Origin of the sequence: Bacteroides mediterraneensis (assembly GCF_025993685.1) — a bacterium.
GTDB classification, from domain to species: domain Bacteria; phylum Bacteroidota; class Bacteroidia; order Bacteroidales; family Bacteroidaceae; genus Phocaeicola; species Phocaeicola mediterraneensis_A.
Genome location: NZ_DAJPEN010000001.1, coordinates 46,942 through 62,990, shown reverse-complemented (window position 1 = coordinate 62,990; position 16,049 = coordinate 46,942). Strand labels below are relative to the sequence as shown.

Here is a 16,049-nt window from a genome sequence, read left to right as displayed (position 1 = left end):
TATGAAAAAAACATTTCTGCTCAGCATCCTGTTCAGCACTTATATTTCCTATGGAACGGCTCAGGAACTTGAAAACCATTCAATCCCAGAAGAAAAAACGCGTGTCATAGTCATCACTGACGGCGAAGCAGACGACAGGGCTTCCATGGTACGCTTTCTGCTTTCCACCAATGAATTCGATGTAGAAGGAATCATCAACAGCAGTTCGCAATTCCATTGGGAAGGAGGAAAAGGATGGAATGCTTTCCACCCCGTTGAATGGATCAAAGAATATATTGAACTCTACGGAAAAGTATACCATAATTTATTGCTGCACGACAAACGTTATCCGTCACCGGAATATCTACTGAGTAAATGGAAAGTGGGAAACATAAAAGGAAACGGAGAATATGAGGAACGCACTGAAGGAGCACAATTTATCGCCAAAACACTTTTGACCGAAGACCATGACCCGCGCCCTGTCTGGATTCAGGCATGGGGAGGCTGTAACACACTGGCTTCCGCACTGAAAATCATCCAGGAAGATTACCCGGAAAAAATGGAGCAGGTTGCAGACAAGATGCGCCTGTTCTTAATTTGGGAACAAGACAAAGCTTATCAGGAATACATCCGTCCTAACTGGGAACACTATCAAATACCAACCATTATTTCCGACCAGTTTGACTGTATGGCTTATATATGGAACAAGGTACTTCCTGCTACTGTGCAATCTTTCTTTCAGAAAGAATGGATGACACAGCATATCCTCCAAGGCCATGGAGCCCTTTGCGAAGCATACCCGAACAAAAAAGGAGCCTTCAATGCAGAAGGAGACACTCCCTCTTTCCTACATAACCTTTCCACCGGTCTGCGCAACATGGAAAACCCGGGATATGGTGGCTGGGGAGGCCGTTATGTAAAGGTAAGAAATAATGTATGGATGGACCCGAAACCCTCATCAGAATACAATTATCCGACCGGACAATATGGTTTTGACAACAGCTGGTCGAAAATGATGGAACATTACACGGATTCTGCACAAGTAGCCATGCGTACCCGTTATTTTCAGCCTCTATGGCGTTGGCTGGACAAGGTTCAACTAGACTTTGCAGCTAGAGCGGAATGGTGTGTAAAAGATTATGCCTCAGCCAATCATCACCCTATCATCAACCTGAATTTACAATCACTTGATTTGAACGCACAACCAGGAGAAACAATTAAATTGGATGCGTCACAAAGCAAAGACCCAGACGGAGACTTGCTGAAAGTTCATTGGTGGATGTATCCGGAGGCCGGCAGTTATAAAGGGAATTTCCATTTTGAATCTGAGCATCCGAAGACGGCCTTTAAAGTTCCCCAAGATGCACATACCGGAGAAACCATACACATAATTTGTGAAGTGTCAGACAATGGAGAGCCCGCATTGACCAGATACAAACGGATAATCATAACGGTGAACCATTAGCTCACTCAATAATAATACTCAATCTCACCACAAACAATAAAAAATCTCTAATTACTATAACACAAAATCAAACCCTGCAAAGAATAAAAAGTATTATTTAACTATATTACATTCTATGTCAGAGTTTTTTTCTATCTTTGCAAGTGGATAGAGCACACTCTGTCCGAGACATATTAGAAAATGAAAGAAGCGTTATGCTTATCTTGTAAGTTAGGAACCTGAGAAATTTCAAACGTAGTACAAGGAAGGCATAGTGGTTCTCACGCTATAGCGTGGGCTGCTATTCTCATATCTGTACTACGGGTTTTCTCAGGACCTCTAACTTAAGATGTGGCATTGCAGTTCCACGCTTCGTAGTTTTAGAAATCCTCATAAGGAGCTGAAGAGGAAAAAGAGAACCTATGAAAAAACAATCTTCTTTAATTAAAAAAGGCATAATATGTTGCCTTAGTCTGTTCTGTAGCCTCAGCATCCAGGCTCAAAAACTCGGAGATTACATTGAAATCGACAGTATTCCCGCCTTTATCTTTTATATTGACGACACAGGAAACCATGGTCTAGCAATGTCTATGCCTGCAGTCTATTCTGATATACTAAACAAAATAGACAAATATGTGAAAAAGGGATTTATTGATAAAAGACAAGCTGAACTATCAAAAAAAGGCTATGTGATAAATATAAAAAGCTATGAAAAATCAGGAATGTTAAAGCCCAAGAACAAACAAAAACTTTTTGAAGACCTCATTCCAAAACTAACTGAAAAAGGAGAAAAAAACGCAGCCATCATTGAAACCTACTGTAAAGAACAAAATATTTTAATGCAAGACTATTTTCCTTGGGAATACTGGGCCTCCCTATTAGGAAAAGGCTGGTTTATCCCAGGAGATTATGAACTCACTTTATTCGCCCAATTCTATTCTGGAGGAGTTGGTAAAGATTACCACATGGGGATTTCTTTTTTAACAAAAAGAGGAAAGGAACTTTCAGACAATATTAGGGTACAAGATGCACTCACCTCAATCGCATCAAAAGGAGGATTAATATCATCCACAGCAAAATATGCCGATTGCGGTTTTAGGACATTACATAGGATTCAAAAAACAATGCCTAAACTGACATATTGGTTTGAATTATTAGACAACCTAAACGGAGCTTATAAAGAATTGAACGTCCAAACCTGTGCCATACATAAGTTTTAAATAAAATCATAACTAAAAGTTGCGCCCGACACGAAATAGGGTAAACAAAAATGAAAACTATCTTATCTATGAAAAAGTTTTACCTCACTTTTTTATTTCTCCTATTAGGAGTATTTCCGACCTCTATCTGTGCACAAAGCACTGTCTATTTTTTTATAAAATCTACAGGAAACATGACAACAACAATAAAACAAAATGGAAAGGATATTTTTGATATGACAGGACCGATCAAGAAAACCATAAAACCTTCAGGAAATATGCAGTTTCCTTTTAATCAATACGCTCCATGCCATAAAAAGTGCATATTTAAAAGTGAGGGAAAAGTACTTTTCTCAGCAGAATGTAAACATACCAATGCAGTTAATGGAAAAATATCAACCATGGCAGGAGAAATACAATTAAACTTAACAAGTGGATCCACTTATTATATATCCATAACCAATAAAGGATTGAATGATATGCAATTAAAAACATTAACAGAAAAAGAAGCTGAAAAGTTACTGAAAAACAAAAAATATGTGACTCTCCCTGAATATATAGAACAATAAATATCTACAATTATGGAAAAGAAGTCATATATTTTGTTATTCCTTTCTTTCTTCCTGCTAACAAGCAACGCACAAGAAAAATCCATCAATCATATTTTCTCAAAAACATTAGAAGTAGTAAATGAGAAGGACAAAAAAGGCAGTTTTAAAGGGCAAATTCTAAAAGGCAAACGAAACGGAATGGGAGTTCTTTCACAGCGTAACGGAGCACTCTATATAGGAGATTTTTACAGAAACATGATATCTGGTTACGGCATGCTTATTGCTCCAGAAAATAGTTATGTAGATAATTGCGATAGCTGTACTGTGTATATCGGTAACTGGAAGAATGGAGAAAAATCCGGCTTCGGTATTTGTTACGCTAATAATGGCAATATGATCTACCAAGGCCTATTCGAAAAAAATAAGCCAACCTCACAGTATCCATCTACGAATATAGACCAACAAAAATATTTTTCTTATTTTGATTTTGGCAATGGAGAATTTTTCTTAGGAGAAATGAAAAAAGGAATTGTCAACGGCTACGGTATAATAATATATAACAACGGAGATTTATGGTTAAGCAATTTCAAAGAAGGAAAAAGAAATGGTATCGGATTGTACCTTCTATATAATGGAGAATGGGAAACAATTAATTTTGAGGGTGACAACTACAATATTGTCAGTTCATCCATAAACTATCGGAATATTGATGCCAATAGAAAAGCTAATATCAAGAGTTCATTATCGGAAGCATTCGGATATTTTGCACAGGCGGCAAGCCAAAGCGTCCAAATTGCAAGTGAAGTCCAATCTATGAAAGAAAGAGAAAAATCTTTTATCAATACAAATTCAAATGTCAATATCTCCGACAATACAAGTATATCTGACAATAATATATCCCCCCAAAAAGAGCCCTCAACATCTCCTTATTCTATATCCGCAAATCAAAATAAAAATACCGACAGTAGAACATATGCTAATTATGACGGAATGTTAAGCAAAATGCGTTACGGAAATATGGAATATGACGATGCCAAACGAAAAGAATACCAATCCAAGATGAGAGCATTAAGAGAAAAATGGGAAAAACGGGGAGAGAGGTTTCAACATTCAGAAAATGAAGACTGGCTCGGTAAATAAACAATTAATTTATCAACTATATCAAATTCTAAATTAAACAGATTATGAAAAAATTACATTTTGAACTACTTAAAGTATTAACGTTTGCTTTTATAACATTATTTTTCTCTCATGCACAAGCCAAAGACTTCAATGAGACAATCAAACTTCCAGATTTCAAGGGCAGAAAAGCTATCTGGATCATTCGTGCTGGTGTAGGTTTTAATGGTTTTACTGGATCAAATATAGAAACGACCAAACTACAATGGGAAAACGACAACTGGAATGGCAGTTTCGGAAAAGCCACTGGATATGAATTTACATTAGGTTTTAACAAATCTTTTGGAAACCATCCACTATATTGGGGAATGGAACTTGGTATGGCATCAAGAGGATATACATCTTCTTCTTCATGGGAAAAGAGTGCAACTTCATCTATTAGTGGAGGAACTGACTATCATGGCAAATTCCAAGATGAATCAATGCTCTGCCATACAGTAAAATTTTCTCCGTTTACTATTGGTTATCGATATATATTTCTTGAAAAAATGGCTGCAGACATACATCTTGGAGCTTATGCCAGCTATGATATCGCTGGAAAATATAAAAAAGATTATACAGATCATATCATTTCAACATCTAAATATGGTAACAGAAATGATAAGACCGTAAGCTCTACAGAAACCAAAATTAAAGATTATGACAATATGAAACGATATGACGCAGGTATTAATCTGGGGATAGGTTATTGGTTTGGTAAATTTAATATAGACTTTACATGGCAAAGAGGATTTATCGCCATATTTGAAGGAGGAAATGAATTAGTAAAAATAGGAAAAGAATCACGCAGACGTGGAAACTTGTTCACTAACAATTTCCAACTCAAGCTGGGTTATGCATTCTAATATAAACAACCATAAATTTTAATCAGAACAAATGAAAAAATTATATTCAAAACTACAAATATTACTATGCCTATTACTAATGTTACCTTTAGCAAGCCACGCACAAAAAAACATACCTAAAGTCACATGTATTTATTGTGGAGGTACGGGAAGAGCTGGTTATGCATCATGCCTTTTTTGTGGCGGCAGCGGACTAATGGTTGATCCCCAATACCAAAATCAAAAAGCGTATGAATATGGAAAAGCTTTAGGATTATGCGGAAAAGGACAAGCAGCATTAGTACACGGAAATTACAAAGAAGCATTTGACGCCTTTGAAGAAGCTATGAAATTAGAAAATGCAGAGGCAATGTTTTTTATTGGTGTCTGTTGTGAACTAGGAATGGGAGTAAACGTAAATCATGAGTTAGCCAAAGAATGCTATTCATTAGGTAGCCAGTATGGTAATATAAATGCTAAACAAGCTATAGAGAGAATCAACCAAAATGGTTTCTGGCCAGCTACTGACCAAACAAGACAAAATTTCAGAAATGCGCTTAAGATGCAAATAGAAATTCAAGGAAATGCAGCAATGATGAACCGCAATTTCAATAGCAATCAATCAAACTCAACAAAAGACTATGGAGCATGCCCAAACTGCCATGGAACAGGAAAATGTACCATGTGTGCAGGCAGAGGAGAATGGAAAGATTACAACGGAAGATACCATGATTGCAGTATATGTCATGGAGGAGGACAATGTCCAAGCTGTCACGGCAGTGGGAGACTACGCTAATCTGTCTTTTTTATGTGAGAATCAGTAGGAAAGAACATTGATTCTCACATAACTCAATCTCGCAAGCTAAAACAAAAACTTCATCTTTTTTTTTGAAAAAGTTCCACGAATGACAGTTTTCACAATTAAAGTACCCTGAAATAAAATGTGTTAAAGTCTAAATTCGCATGCAGCCTACCCCGGGTTCTTCTATCCTATAAATATAGGAAAATAAAATATGACAAAAAAAGAACTGGTGAATCTGTGCAAAGAAGGAGATAAGCAGGCTTTAAGTTTGCTCTATACCACTTATGCAAACAAAATGAAACGCATTTGCAGTCAGTACATTTCAGACAAACAAACAGTCAACGACCTCTTGCATGATGGATTCATTATCATTTTTACTTCCATCCATACCCTGCGCTCTCCCGAAAAGCTGGAAAGCTGGATGGGAAAAATAATGAAAAACATGTCATTGAGATACTTGGAGCAGTCTCATTCAACCATCCTCGTTTCTTTAGAAGAAATAGAAGAATCCGAGGTACCGCAAGCACAATCCTATTCAACAGACTTTCCGTCTTATGCCGTCATGCGAAAGATGATAGACACTTTACCAGAAGGTTATCGTGAAGTTTTCAAGCTGGCAGTATTGGAAGGATTATCTCACAAGGAAATCGGTTCGCTGTTAAATATAGCTCCTCATTCTTCTTCCTCACAATTGTCAAGAGCAAAAGTATTGCTCCGTAAACTGCTGGCACACTATTATATAGTCATAACCCTGTTCCTATTATCATCCGTCCTTCTTTTGCAAATTCTGTTCTATAAATCAAAAGAAATCGTACACACGTCTTCAAAAATCATCACCCAGTCTAAAAAAGAAAAAGAATCAAAAGATATTTTATTCAAAGATACGGCAAATAATGCCCCTAAATACATAACAGTCTGCCACTATGTACATTCTGATTCAACTCAGGTAGAAATACCCGAGGAAGAAACAATTTCACCAAACAATATGACAGAAAGAAAAGACAGTGTAAGGCTAAGCAATCCTCCAATGAGTAGAAAACAAGAAATAAGACAAGGTACCGAGAACAGAAAGAATTGGTCACTGGCCTTGTCGGTTTCAGGCGTCAACAGGCAGACAAATACTCAAAAGATGATGATTCCAGGAGGTGTTTCGTCCGAAAAGCCGCAAGAAGTAACAAAAAAATCTTACTATCACATTCCTATAACCTTGTCCCTTTCATTGCACAAGAGAATCAATGAACGTTGGGGCATTGAAACGGGTTTACGATATACATATTTGCGCGCTGATTTTACAACTATCACAGATTCCCATTGGAAAGAAACGCAGAAAATCAATTATATCGGGATTCCACTGAAAGGTCTGTTCAACGTAGGAAGCCGACAGAAATTCTCCTTCTATCTGTCTGCCGGAGTAACCTTGGACATTCCCATAAAGGCAACCTCAAAAGAAATCGTATCTGATGAAAACGGGAAAATAATTTCTGACAAGAAAAGCTACATACAACCACCTTTACAATGGTCGACAAATTTAGGTATAGGAGTACAATACCAGATAACTCCCTCTATCGGAATCTATGCAGAACCTAATTTACATTACTATTTCAAGACTAAGCATAGTATAGAAACTATCCGGACAGAAGAGCCTTTCCAGGTAGCATTGCCTATAGGAATCCGTCTGTCTTGGTAAAAAAACACTGAGCCTCATGCAGCCTTTCATGGAATAGCTTATCGTAGTGATAGAAAAGTAACTCAAACAAATATTATTTCATGCAAGCGCGTCATCAGAACAGGATTATTTATTTCAAGGAACTTTCTACCACCAGTAAGAATTATTTCATACCTTACATCCAACAATGGCATCCGGTGGAGAAAGGAACAAAAGTGCTGGAGATTGGTTGCGGGGAAGGAGGCAATTTGCTTCCTTTCGCTGAAATGGGTTGTAATACGGTTGGAATTGACATCGCAGCAAGCCGGATTAAAGAAGCAAAAACATTCTTTCACACAGCCCATGCCAAAGGTACATTTATTGCACAAGATATCTTTCTACTGGATAAAATGGAATGGAGTTTCGATATCATCATCTGCCATGATGTGCTTGAACATATTCCTCAAAAAGAGTTATTTCTAGCTACTTTGAGCAAGTTTTTAAAACCGCAGGGCATTGTATTCATGTCGTTCCCGGCATGGCAGATGCCATTTGGAGGGCATCAACAAATTTGCAGAAGCAAAATCCTATCCCATCTCCCTTTTATTCATCTCCTCCCTACAGCTGCATACCGACTTTTATTAAAAGTGTTTGGAGAAGATAATGACTGCATTCAAGAACTGCTTTCTATCAAGCAGACACGTATATCAATAGAAGGATTTGAAAGTTTAATGAAAAACACAAACCTACGCATTCAAAACAGGAAACTATGGTTGGTCAATCCTCACTACAAAATAAAATTTGGATTGTCGCCACGAGAACTGAACAGAAAAATTGCCCATATTCCTTTCATCAGGGATTTTTTTACGACCAGTTGCTTCTATATTCTAACAACTTAAATGACTAAAAAGAAAAAAATTCTCTTTCCTGTCAGACTTTGAAACGTTTAACCTTAAAAAACATCAATATGAGACTGATAAATCTGACAGCATATTAGCCAACAATGAAGATAAATTTTATCATTGATTGGACTTTAATGATACTATAGCAGAGTTCTCTTCATGTGCAAACTACACGAAGCAACTAAAACATAAAGCTAAACCCTTTCTTCTGAGAAGTCCTAAATCGTTCAATTTCCAAAGAGAGCGATTTCTTTAATTGACCAGCCATAAAGCCCAAGAAAGGCAGATTTGTTTCTTCTTCCTGTGATTGCCGTAAAGCAGAAATATACTCTTCCCTGTCTTCCTTGAATATCTTGGTCGGAAATAGGTTGTAGCAGAACTGAATATAATTCATCAGCAAGCGGGCAGTTCTTCCGTTGCCATCGACCCACGGATGAATAGTCACCAGGTTAAGATGAGCATTGAAACTTAGTTCGTATTGTTCCCGGAATGTTCCCACTGTCTTTTGCTTTTCCTGTAATAAAGCGCAAAGTTCATCTACTTTGGCAGGAACTTTCTGATAACTCATATAAGAACGGCCACCCACACCAGCCGTAACACCGCACAAACGAAATTCTCCTTTGGAAGAATCAAAGGAGCCCCCCATCACATTGTGTATACTGCCTGTAGTACGCATCAGCGTTGCATTCAATCTTTGCAAAAATGGCGAGGTGATTGGTACTTTACGCTTGGCCTCCTCTTTGGCTAGTTCGTATGCCTTCTTTAAGTCCTCATTCATCAAGTGATATACCAGCGGCTTTCCTTTGGCAGTCAGCCCCTCATCAAAAAGCATTTGTGCCTCCGCTTCAGTAAGTGTTGAACCCTCAATCGCTGTAGAATGGGCAATCAGAGAATAGAGGTAGTACTTCTCATAGTCCACCGCTTCACTGATACCAAGTTGCTGAAACTTTTGGTATAACTGTTCAATCTCTTGCCAAACATCTTGTTCCATGGACTCTTATTTAATAGGATTTATATCTTTTCAAAGGTAGTATATTTGTATTGCGTAGCCAAAGAAAATAATGACTTACTACCGTATTTTTGTACTTGTGGGGAAAATGAAGGGAAAGTTTCGATAAAATAAAAAAAGCTAAGCATTGATTTCTCAGTTGCTTAGCTTCTTGTGGTACCCAGACCCGGGGTCGAACCGGGATGGATGTTACTCCACTGGTGTTTGAGACCAGCGCGTCTACCGATTCCGCCATCTGGGCATAATTTTCGATTGCGAGTGCAAAGGTACACATCTTTTCCGATATTGCAAGGATTCCCGCCGAAAAAAACGAAAAAAAGTTTTCTAACACTATTTAGAATCCTTTTCTGACGTTTCTTGCAAAATAAGCTTTATCTTAGCATCAAACTTTAACGCTAGCATCTACCATGGACAGTAAGAATTTTTATTGCATCATCATGGCCGGAGGAACCGGGCGTCGGTTCTGGCCATATAGCCGCAAAGCCTTACCCAAACAATTCCTCGACTTCTTTGGAACTGGGCAGACGCTCTTGCAACAGACTTACGAAAGATACAAGCAAATACTTCCTGCGGAGAATATTTTCATCACTACCAACCAGCATTACAGGGAACTGGTGCTGAACTCGCTCCCCGACTTCAAGGAATCACAGCTCATCGTAGAGGAAGAACACCGAAATACGGCTCCTGCCATCGCATACGCTTCGTATGTCATCCAGAAAATCAATCCCGACGCAAGTATCGTCGTCGCCCCGTCCGACCACCTGATTCTCAAAATGGATGAGTTCAAACGGGATATCCTGAAATCACTGGAATTCGCTTCCCGCACGGACAAGCTTCTGACACTGGGCATCAAACCCAGCTATCCGGAAACGGGTTACGGCTATATCCAGATTTCTGAAGAGGATAAGGAAGAAGATTTCTATAAAGTCAAAACGTTCGTTGAAAAACCACTGCGGGAATTTGCGGAGGTGTTCGTACAGAGCAATGAATTTTACTGGAACTCGGGCATCTTTGTATGGCATGTCAATACCATCCTGAAAGCGTTTCATGAAATGATGGCGGATGTGTGTCCGCAAGTGGAATGTGACATGCCGAAATTCAGCACATGTCCGAACAGCTCCATCGACTACAGCATCATGGAAAAGGCGAACAATGTGTACGTGTTATTGTGTGACTTCGGATGGGCGGACATAGGCACGTGGAACTCGCTCTACGATGCCTCACCGAAGGATGAGAACCAGAATGTGACCACACACAGCAACACGTTGTTGTACAACTGCAAGGGAAATATCATCATGACGCCGAAGGACAAACTGGTCGTTGTGCAGGACTTGGAAAACTACCTGATTGCCGAACAGGGGAACGCCTTGCTCATCTGCAAGAAGGACGACCAGAACGCTATCCGGAAGTTCGTCAACGATGCGGAAATGAAATTCGGAGAACAATACTCATAAACCGCAAAAAGCAATCCGTCCGTTCAGATAATGAAAACGGTCTGCCGCTTTCCTCGAAGAAAGAAGCAGACCGTTTTCTTATGTCGTCTTATTCTCAATATTCAAAAGTAATACCCAGTGTGGGAAGCAGGGTGCCGCTTTCCTGACGGATGGATTTCATGACATAACGCTGTTCGACCAACGGAGCGGAGGGGTTTTCAATCTGCCCCGTACTCATCAGGGCATCCGGCCGACGCAGCTTGCTGGCCGTGATGTTCTGGATGTCGAGGTAAAAGCCCAGCATGCATTTCTTCAAATAAAAGATTTTGTCTACCCGCACATCCAACTGGCCGAACACGGGGAGACGCTCCTGGTTGTAACGGCTGTAGTCGTAATAAGCCCGTCCTTGTACGTCCCAGGCCTCCACCAGAGACGATTTCGCCTCATCATAGGGAGTGTACGGAGAACCTCCGATGCAGCTGACTTTGGCACCCAGGCTCCAATGCTTAGGAAAGTTATAGGTACCGCTCACGTTCAGGATGAAACGGTTGTCCCAGGCAGAAGGCACATAGCTGCCTTGTTTGCCGTCCTTGAACTCACTTTTGAAAATAGTCAGCGAAGAAGAAAGGTTCAGTTTCTGTGTCAACAACCATTTGAACATCAGTTCTGCTCCGTAGGAACGTCCTTTGGCCTGGGAAGAAAGAGCTTCGTTGCCAATCGTCCCGTAGTCATTTCCCTTGCATGACAAGGGTATCTGGTCGGACAAAGAGAACGGCATGTTTCCATAGAGTTTGTAGAAACCTTCCACCGAGAACTCCATGTTTTCATTAGGAGTCCAGGACAGTCCCACACTCTCCTGCGACACAGAAATGTAATCCAGGTGTTTGTTCACGTAGTCTCCGGCTTCTCCCTTGAAGCCCAAGGCGGTGTAAGAAGGCAGCTGGTAGTACAGCCCCACATGACCGCTCAGGAACAGTCCGTCGGCCAGACGATAAGACACGGACAGACGGGGAGAAAGCTGGCGCCACAGTTCTTTCATCTTGTCGCTGTAATTGTTGCCATCGGTACGCACGCCAATGGAAGCAGTGAAACTTTTGTCGGGAGCCGCATAATCGATGGAAGCAAACAGTCCCCACCGCCAAAGGGAGAGGTCGGTGTGGTAATTGTATTCCCGAAGCGCATCGGCAAATATCTTCCGGTATTCATCGCTTTTGTAGCGGGAATAGTTCAGGTCAAAACCAGCTTTTACCTTCCACACACTCCACGAGGAAGTGTTCTCCATTCGCAATTTGGTTTCCTGTTCCACGGACCCCAGATGCAGCGTCAGATTGTCCTCACTGCTTTCATCGTTGTTACGGTATTTAATGTTCCGGTTGTTCAGATAGCTCTGACTCAGCACGATGGTCTGCACATGTATAGGGGTATAATGCCGATATACACCGCCTACGGTATAGGTTTCCTGCTCTATCTTGGGAAGGTAACTGAGCATATATTCGGCATCTTCTCCTTCAATACCCAAGTTCAGTTTCATGCGGTCAAGGCCTCCCAGTCCGAGCAAAGTCAGTTCATTGTGACTGTCGAAACGGGTTTTCAGTTTGAAGGAAGCATCAGTATACGCAGGCAGGAAAGGCAGTCCCAGCACCTTGAACAAAGCCTGCAAGTAGGACTGGCGGACCGACACCAGATAGGAGGTCTTTTTGCCCAAATGCCCGTTGGAACTCAAAGAGACTTCCGAAGCACCCAAAGTGGCTTTCAGGGAATTCCGCTCCATGTCGCCATCGCGCAGACTGAAATCCAACACACTGCTCAGGGCATTGCCCCTGTCGGCCGGGAAAGCCCCGCTGTAAAACTTCACACTACGAATCAGGTCGGCATCAATCAGTCCGACCGGCCCGCCGGAAGCTCCCTGGGTACTGAAATGGTTGATGTTCGGAATTTCCACTCCATCCAGATAGAAACGGTTTTCCGAAGGCCCACCGCCCCGCACAATCAAATCATTACGGTAGCCGATGGGAGAAAAAGCCACTCCCGGATAATTCTGCACCACCTTTGAGATGTCGCGGTTGGCACCCGGAGCTTTCTCTATCTCCTGCAAACCGATGACCCGCAGGCTGACCGGACTCTCCACCACTTTCTGAAAGGGAGAAGCAGTGACCACCACCTCATTCAGGGAGGTGTTTTCCTCTTCCAATTCAATCTGCACATAGGGAGTGACATGGTTCACACGGTATTCGGGAGTCAGTGCCGTTTTATACCCTAGAAACGAGGCCTGCAGGCGATAGATGCCCGGAGGTACCTGCGTAATGGTAAAGTTTCCATTGCTGTCGGTCGAAGCGCCGATACCCAACCCCACCACCAGCACGTTCACAAACTCCAGCGGTTGGCGGGTGGATTTGTCAATCACGGTTCCTTTTATCTGGTATTCAACCGCAAACACTTTCAGCACAAAACACAAGAAAAGGATAAAGGAAGCAATTCGTTTGTAAAACATAAGCACACAATATTTCGATAAAAAAATCAGGTGCGGCTTCCAGAAATCTCAGTTTTCTGAAAACCACACCTGAAAAATACGAAGAATACTTTATATTTAAGGTATTTTTTTAGAAGAAAATTATTTGCTTTCAGCTTTCCAAGCCTCGTTGATGGCCTTGGCTATTGCGGTAAACTCTTCTTGAGAAAGTTGCAGCTTGGGATTGGAGAACAGCATGTCCGATTCCTTCTGGATAGGAATCAAATGAATGTGTGCATGGGGAACTTCCAGGCCGATGACCGCTTCACCCACCTTCTTGCACGGGAAAGCCTTCTGAATGGCCAGTGCCACATGTTTGGCAAACACATGCATCTGAGCCAGTTCGTCATCACTCAGGTCGTAAATGTAATCCACTTCCCGTTTGGGCACTACCAGCGTATGTCCTTTTACCAGCGGATTGATATCCAAGAAAGCATAAAACTTGTCATTCTCAGCCACCTTGTAGCTGGGAATCTCACCTGCAATGATTTTACTGAATATTGTTGCCATATTGATAGAATATTAAATAAGGCAAGTCCGCCGGAGCAGACCTGCCTTACAAATTAAAATGATATACCTGTAATCTCCAATGAGATTTTTCCCTGCGGGATAGTGATTTCTGCCACTTCGCCCACTTTCTTGCCCAGCAAACCCTGTGCAATCGGCGTATTGACGGAAATCTTGCCTTGCTTCAGATTGGCTTCGCTTTCGGATACGATAGTATAAGCCATCTTCATGCCGGTCTTTACGTTTTTCAATTCCACACGGCTCAGAATCTGTACCGTATCGGTTTTCAACTTGGATGTATCAATGATTTTGGCATCGCCAATGGTTGCCTTCAACTGGTTGATTTTCATCTCCAGCATACCTTGAGCTTCTTTTGCCGCATCGTATTCTGCATTTTCCGACAAGTCACCCTTGTCACGAGCCTCCGCAATGGCAGCGACAATCTTCGGGCGCTCCACTGATTCCAGGTGTTTCAATTCGGCCACCAGCTTCTGATAGCCTTCTTCTGACATGTAAGCCATAATTTTTCTCCTTAAATATTTTCGTTATTAATTGATTTGTTTCGATAAAAGTAAAGGGCTGTCCAAAATAAAAACCGCCTATCACAAAAGTAAAGTCATTCTGAACGAAGAGCGAACCCCAGATGAATAGATAAACAAACGGATTCTTCACTTTGTTCAGAATGACAATCTGACAATTCAATTTTTATTTTGATACAGCCTCTCTTGCACAGAGTCTTATATCTTGGGGGCAAAGATAAATCTTTTTATGATACCAGTCAAGTTTATCAATGCATGCTTTTCAACATGTTACAACAATTTCTTGATGGCTTCTTCCATATTGGTCTTCTCATCAATACGCAAGGTCAGCTCGTTGTTGCGGTTTACCAAGAAAGCTGTCGGCAACTGCGTCACTCCATACAAACTTAAGTAAGTGGAATAGGTACTTTGCGGGTCACGCACACAAATCCACGGCAGGTTGTCGGCCGCAGTTTTCCAGAAATGTTCGTCCGCATCCAGGGAAATCTGATAAATCTCCAACCCTTGTGAAGCGTATTTATCATACAGTTCGCGCAATGCCAGATTGCGGGCTCCCGAAACGGCGGAAGCATACGCTGTGAAATCCACCAGCACCACTTTTCCCTTCAAGTCGGTCAGATGATGGGTTTTCCCTTTCAAATCCTTCAATTCAATATCGATGATAGAAGTCTCCTTAATCTTATCCACTGGAATATCGACATTCTGTACCTGAGGTGTGCGGGTATTCTTCATCCCCTTGATGACCATATTGTAAAGGTTACGGGAACGGTCGGCATGAGGATACATATTATTCAGACTGGTAGCCACTGCCGCAAAGCATTTCACGTCTTCCTTGTTGGTCAGCGGATCGAATATCATATACCCGTTCAGTTCCTGAAACAAGGCGAAATATGCATAAGCCTTGTTAGGCTGGGCAAAAATATAATTACGCTTTACATTATTCTTATAGGCATTGACCAGTGAAACCAAACTGTCTTGTGCGATGCCAGCCGGCAGTCCGGAACGTCCCAGCTTGTTTACCTTATCCTGCAAATCTGCCTGCAGCAAAACCAGTTCTTTAATCTTCTGGTTGTTTTCCGAACCTTCCACCTGATAAGCCGTAGCAAATCCATTGGCATCTGCATTCACCTTTACGGTTTCCGTAGAATCAACCACAAAATTGATTACCTGGTTACCCAAGCGAAGCCGATAGAAATCCGGCGCATCCGGACGAGCTTCGGAGAAATGGAACGAACCGCCGTCACTCAGCTTGACAGAGTCAAGTGCCACAATTCCTTCCAGACCGGTTTGCTCCAAATACAACATTTTATCAGCCGCACCGGCCACGGTTCCTTCTACGTTGAAAGAAGGTTCATTGTTGCAGGCCACCAACCCCGCCGACAACAATGCCACAAACAGATAAGTATTTTTTTTCATACCTGATTATTTTCTTTTTATCTCACATTCTAATGTAAATTCAAGATGCAAAGATACGGCTTTTCACGATGTCACAAAGTTTTTAAAAGATAAATCCATCATCAAACGCAC

General features: G+C 41.2%; 14 protein-coding genes and 1 tRNA gene. 9 read left to right on the top strand and 6 right to left on the bottom strand.

What is annotated here, in order from left to right:
* Position 1 precedes the first annotated feature (1 nt).
* The 8 genes from OIM59_RS00270 (at position 2) to OIM59_RS00235 (ending at position 8,522) form a co-directional block, all read left to right on the top strand.
* Positions 2–1,444, top strand: coding sequence for a nucleoside hydrolase-like domain-containing protein (locus OIM59_RS00270; protein WP_299170389.1), 1,443 nt, complete (start codon positions 2–4; stop codon positions 1,442–1,444).
* A 401-nt stretch (positions 1,445–1,845) separates the two neighbouring features.
* A complete protein-coding gene (locus OIM59_RS00265; RefSeq protein WP_299170391.1) occupies positions 1,846–2,643 on the top strand; it encodes a hypothetical protein in 798 nt (265 codons plus the stop codon).
* A 173-nt stretch (positions 2,644–2,816) separates the two neighbouring features.
* Positions 2,817–3,191, top strand: coding sequence for a hypothetical protein (locus OIM59_RS00260; RefSeq protein WP_299170393.1), 375 nt, complete (start codon positions 2,817–2,819; stop codon positions 3,189–3,191).
* Between the two features lie 12 nt (positions 3,192–3,203).
* Entirely contained in the window at positions 3,204–4,313 is a 1,110-nt protein-coding gene (locus tag OIM59_RS00255; RefSeq protein WP_299170395.1) for a hypothetical protein, read from the top strand.
* A gap of 44 nt (positions 4,314–4,357) precedes the next feature.
* Positions 4,358–5,197 carry an outer membrane beta-barrel protein gene (locus OIM59_RS00250; RefSeq protein ID WP_299170397.1) on the top strand — a complete coding sequence of 280 codons (840 nt, stop codon included), beginning with the start codon at positions 4,358–4,360 and terminating at the stop codon, positions 5,195–5,197.
* A gap of 31 nt (positions 5,198–5,228) precedes the next feature.
* A complete protein-coding gene (locus tag OIM59_RS00245) occupies positions 5,229–5,972 on the top strand; it encodes a hypothetical protein (RefSeq protein WP_299170399.1) in 744 nt (247 codons plus the stop codon).
* A 217-nt stretch (positions 5,973–6,189) separates the two neighbouring features.
* Positions 6,190–7,665: a sigma-70 family RNA polymerase sigma factor gene (locus OIM59_RS00240; protein WP_299170401.1), complete on the top strand. Its 1,476-nt coding sequence runs from the start codon at positions 6,190–6,192 to the stop codon at positions 7,663–7,665.
* 80 nt (positions 7,666–7,745) lie between these two features.
* Positions 7,746–8,522, top strand: coding sequence for a bifunctional 2-polyprenyl-6-hydroxyphenol methylase/3-demethylubiquinol 3-O-methyltransferase UbiG (locus OIM59_RS00235; protein ID WP_299170403.1), 777 nt, complete (start codon positions 7,746–7,748; stop codon positions 8,520–8,522).
* Positions 8,523–8,706: 184 nt separating this feature from the next.
* Here OIM59_RS00235 and OIM59_RS00230 read toward each other — a convergent pair whose 3' ends face one another.
* Positions 8,707–9,516, bottom strand: coding sequence for a Fic family protein (locus OIM59_RS00230; RefSeq protein WP_299170404.1), 810 nt, complete (start codon positions 9,514–9,516; stop codon positions 8,707–8,709).
* A 172-nt stretch (positions 9,517–9,688) separates the two neighbouring features.
* A tRNA-Leu gene (locus tag OIM59_RS00225) sits at positions 9,689–9,775 on the bottom strand.
* Between the two features lie 166 nt (positions 9,776–9,941).
* Here OIM59_RS00225 and OIM59_RS00220 point away from each other — a divergent pair.
* On the top strand, positions 9,942–10,988 hold the full coding sequence (locus OIM59_RS00220; RefSeq protein ID WP_022355126.1) for a mannose-1-phosphate guanylyltransferase: 1,047 nt from the start codon (positions 9,942–9,944) through the stop codon (positions 10,986–10,988).
* Positions 10,989–11,082: 94 nt separating this feature from the next.
* On the opposite strand, the gene OIM59_RS00215 is transcribed toward OIM59_RS00220, so the two are convergent.
* The 4 genes from OIM59_RS00215 to OIM59_RS00200 all read right to left on the bottom strand — a co-directional run bounded on the left by OIM59_RS00215 (position 11,083) and on the right by OIM59_RS00200 (position 15,938).
* Complete coding sequence (locus tag OIM59_RS00215) at positions 11,083–13,458, bottom strand: TonB-dependent receptor (RefSeq protein ID WP_299170407.1); 2,376 nt, start codon at positions 13,456–13,458, stop codon at positions 11,083–11,085.
* 120 nt (positions 13,459–13,578) lie between these two features.
* Positions 13,579–13,986, bottom strand: a complete 408-nt coding sequence (locus OIM59_RS00210) for an HIT family protein (RefSeq protein WP_022355128.1) — start codon at positions 13,984–13,986, stop codon at positions 13,579–13,581.
* Between the two features lie 53 nt (positions 13,987–14,039).
* The gene (greA, locus tag OIM59_RS00205) at positions 14,040–14,504 is read right to left on the bottom strand and encodes a transcription elongation factor GreA (RefSeq protein ID WP_022355129.1); all 465 of its coding nucleotides are present in this window, start codon (positions 14,502–14,504) and stop codon (positions 14,040–14,042) included.
* Between the two features lie 288 nt (positions 14,505–14,792).
* Positions 14,793–15,938, bottom strand: coding sequence for a TlpA disulfide reductase family protein (locus OIM59_RS00200; RefSeq protein WP_299170410.1), 1,146 nt, complete (start codon positions 15,936–15,938; stop codon positions 14,793–14,795).
* Positions 15,939–16,049: the final 111 nt, after the last annotated feature.

Coding starts and splice junctions, on each gene's coding strand:
- OIM59_RS00215 (WP_299170407.1), bottom strand. CDS start 13,458: ATGTTTTACAAACGAATTGCTTCCTTTATCCTTTTCTTGTGTTTTGTG.
- OIM59_RS00250 (WP_299170397.1), top strand. CDS start 4,358: ATGAAAAAATTACATTTTGAACTACTTAAAGTATTAACGTTTGCTTTT.
- OIM59_RS00230 (WP_299170404.1), bottom strand. CDS start 9,516: ATGGAACAAGATGTTTGGCAAGAGATTGAACAGTTATACCAAAAGTTT.
- OIM59_RS00260 (WP_299170393.1), top strand. CDS start 2,817: ATGACAACAACAATAAAACAAAATGGAAAGGATATTTTTGATATGACA.
- OIM59_RS00235 (WP_299170403.1), top strand. CDS start 7,746: ATGCAAGCGCGTCATCAGAACAGGATTATTTATTTCAAGGAACTTTCT.
- OIM59_RS00270 (WP_299170389.1), top strand. CDS start 2: ATGAAAAAAACATTTCTGCTCAGCATCCTGTTCAGCACTTATATTTCC.
- OIM59_RS00240 (WP_299170401.1), top strand. CDS start 6,190: ATGACAAAAAAAGAACTGGTGAATCTGTGCAAAGAAGGAGATAAGCAG.
- greA (WP_022355129.1), bottom strand. CDS start 14,504: ATGGCTTACATGTCAGAAGAAGGCTATCAGAAGCTGGTGGCCGAATTG.
- OIM59_RS00200 (WP_299170410.1), bottom strand. CDS start 15,938: ATGAAAAAAAATACTTATCTGTTTGTGGCATTGTTGTCGGCGGGGTTG.
- OIM59_RS00220 (WP_022355126.1), top strand. CDS start 9,942: ATGGACAGTAAGAATTTTTATTGCATCATCATGGCCGGAGGAACCGGG.
- OIM59_RS00255 (WP_299170395.1), top strand. CDS start 3,204: ATGGAAAAGAAGTCATATATTTTGTTATTCCTTTCTTTCTTCCTGCTA.
- OIM59_RS00210 (WP_022355128.1), bottom strand. CDS start 13,986: ATGGCAACAATATTCAGTAAAATCATTGCAGGTGAGATTCCCAGCTAC.
- OIM59_RS00265 (WP_299170391.1), top strand. CDS start 1,846: ATGAAAAAACAATCTTCTTTAATTAAAAAAGGCATAATATGTTGCCTT.
- OIM59_RS00245 (WP_299170399.1), top strand. CDS start 5,229: ATGAAAAAATTATATTCAAAACTACAAATATTACTATGCCTATTACTA.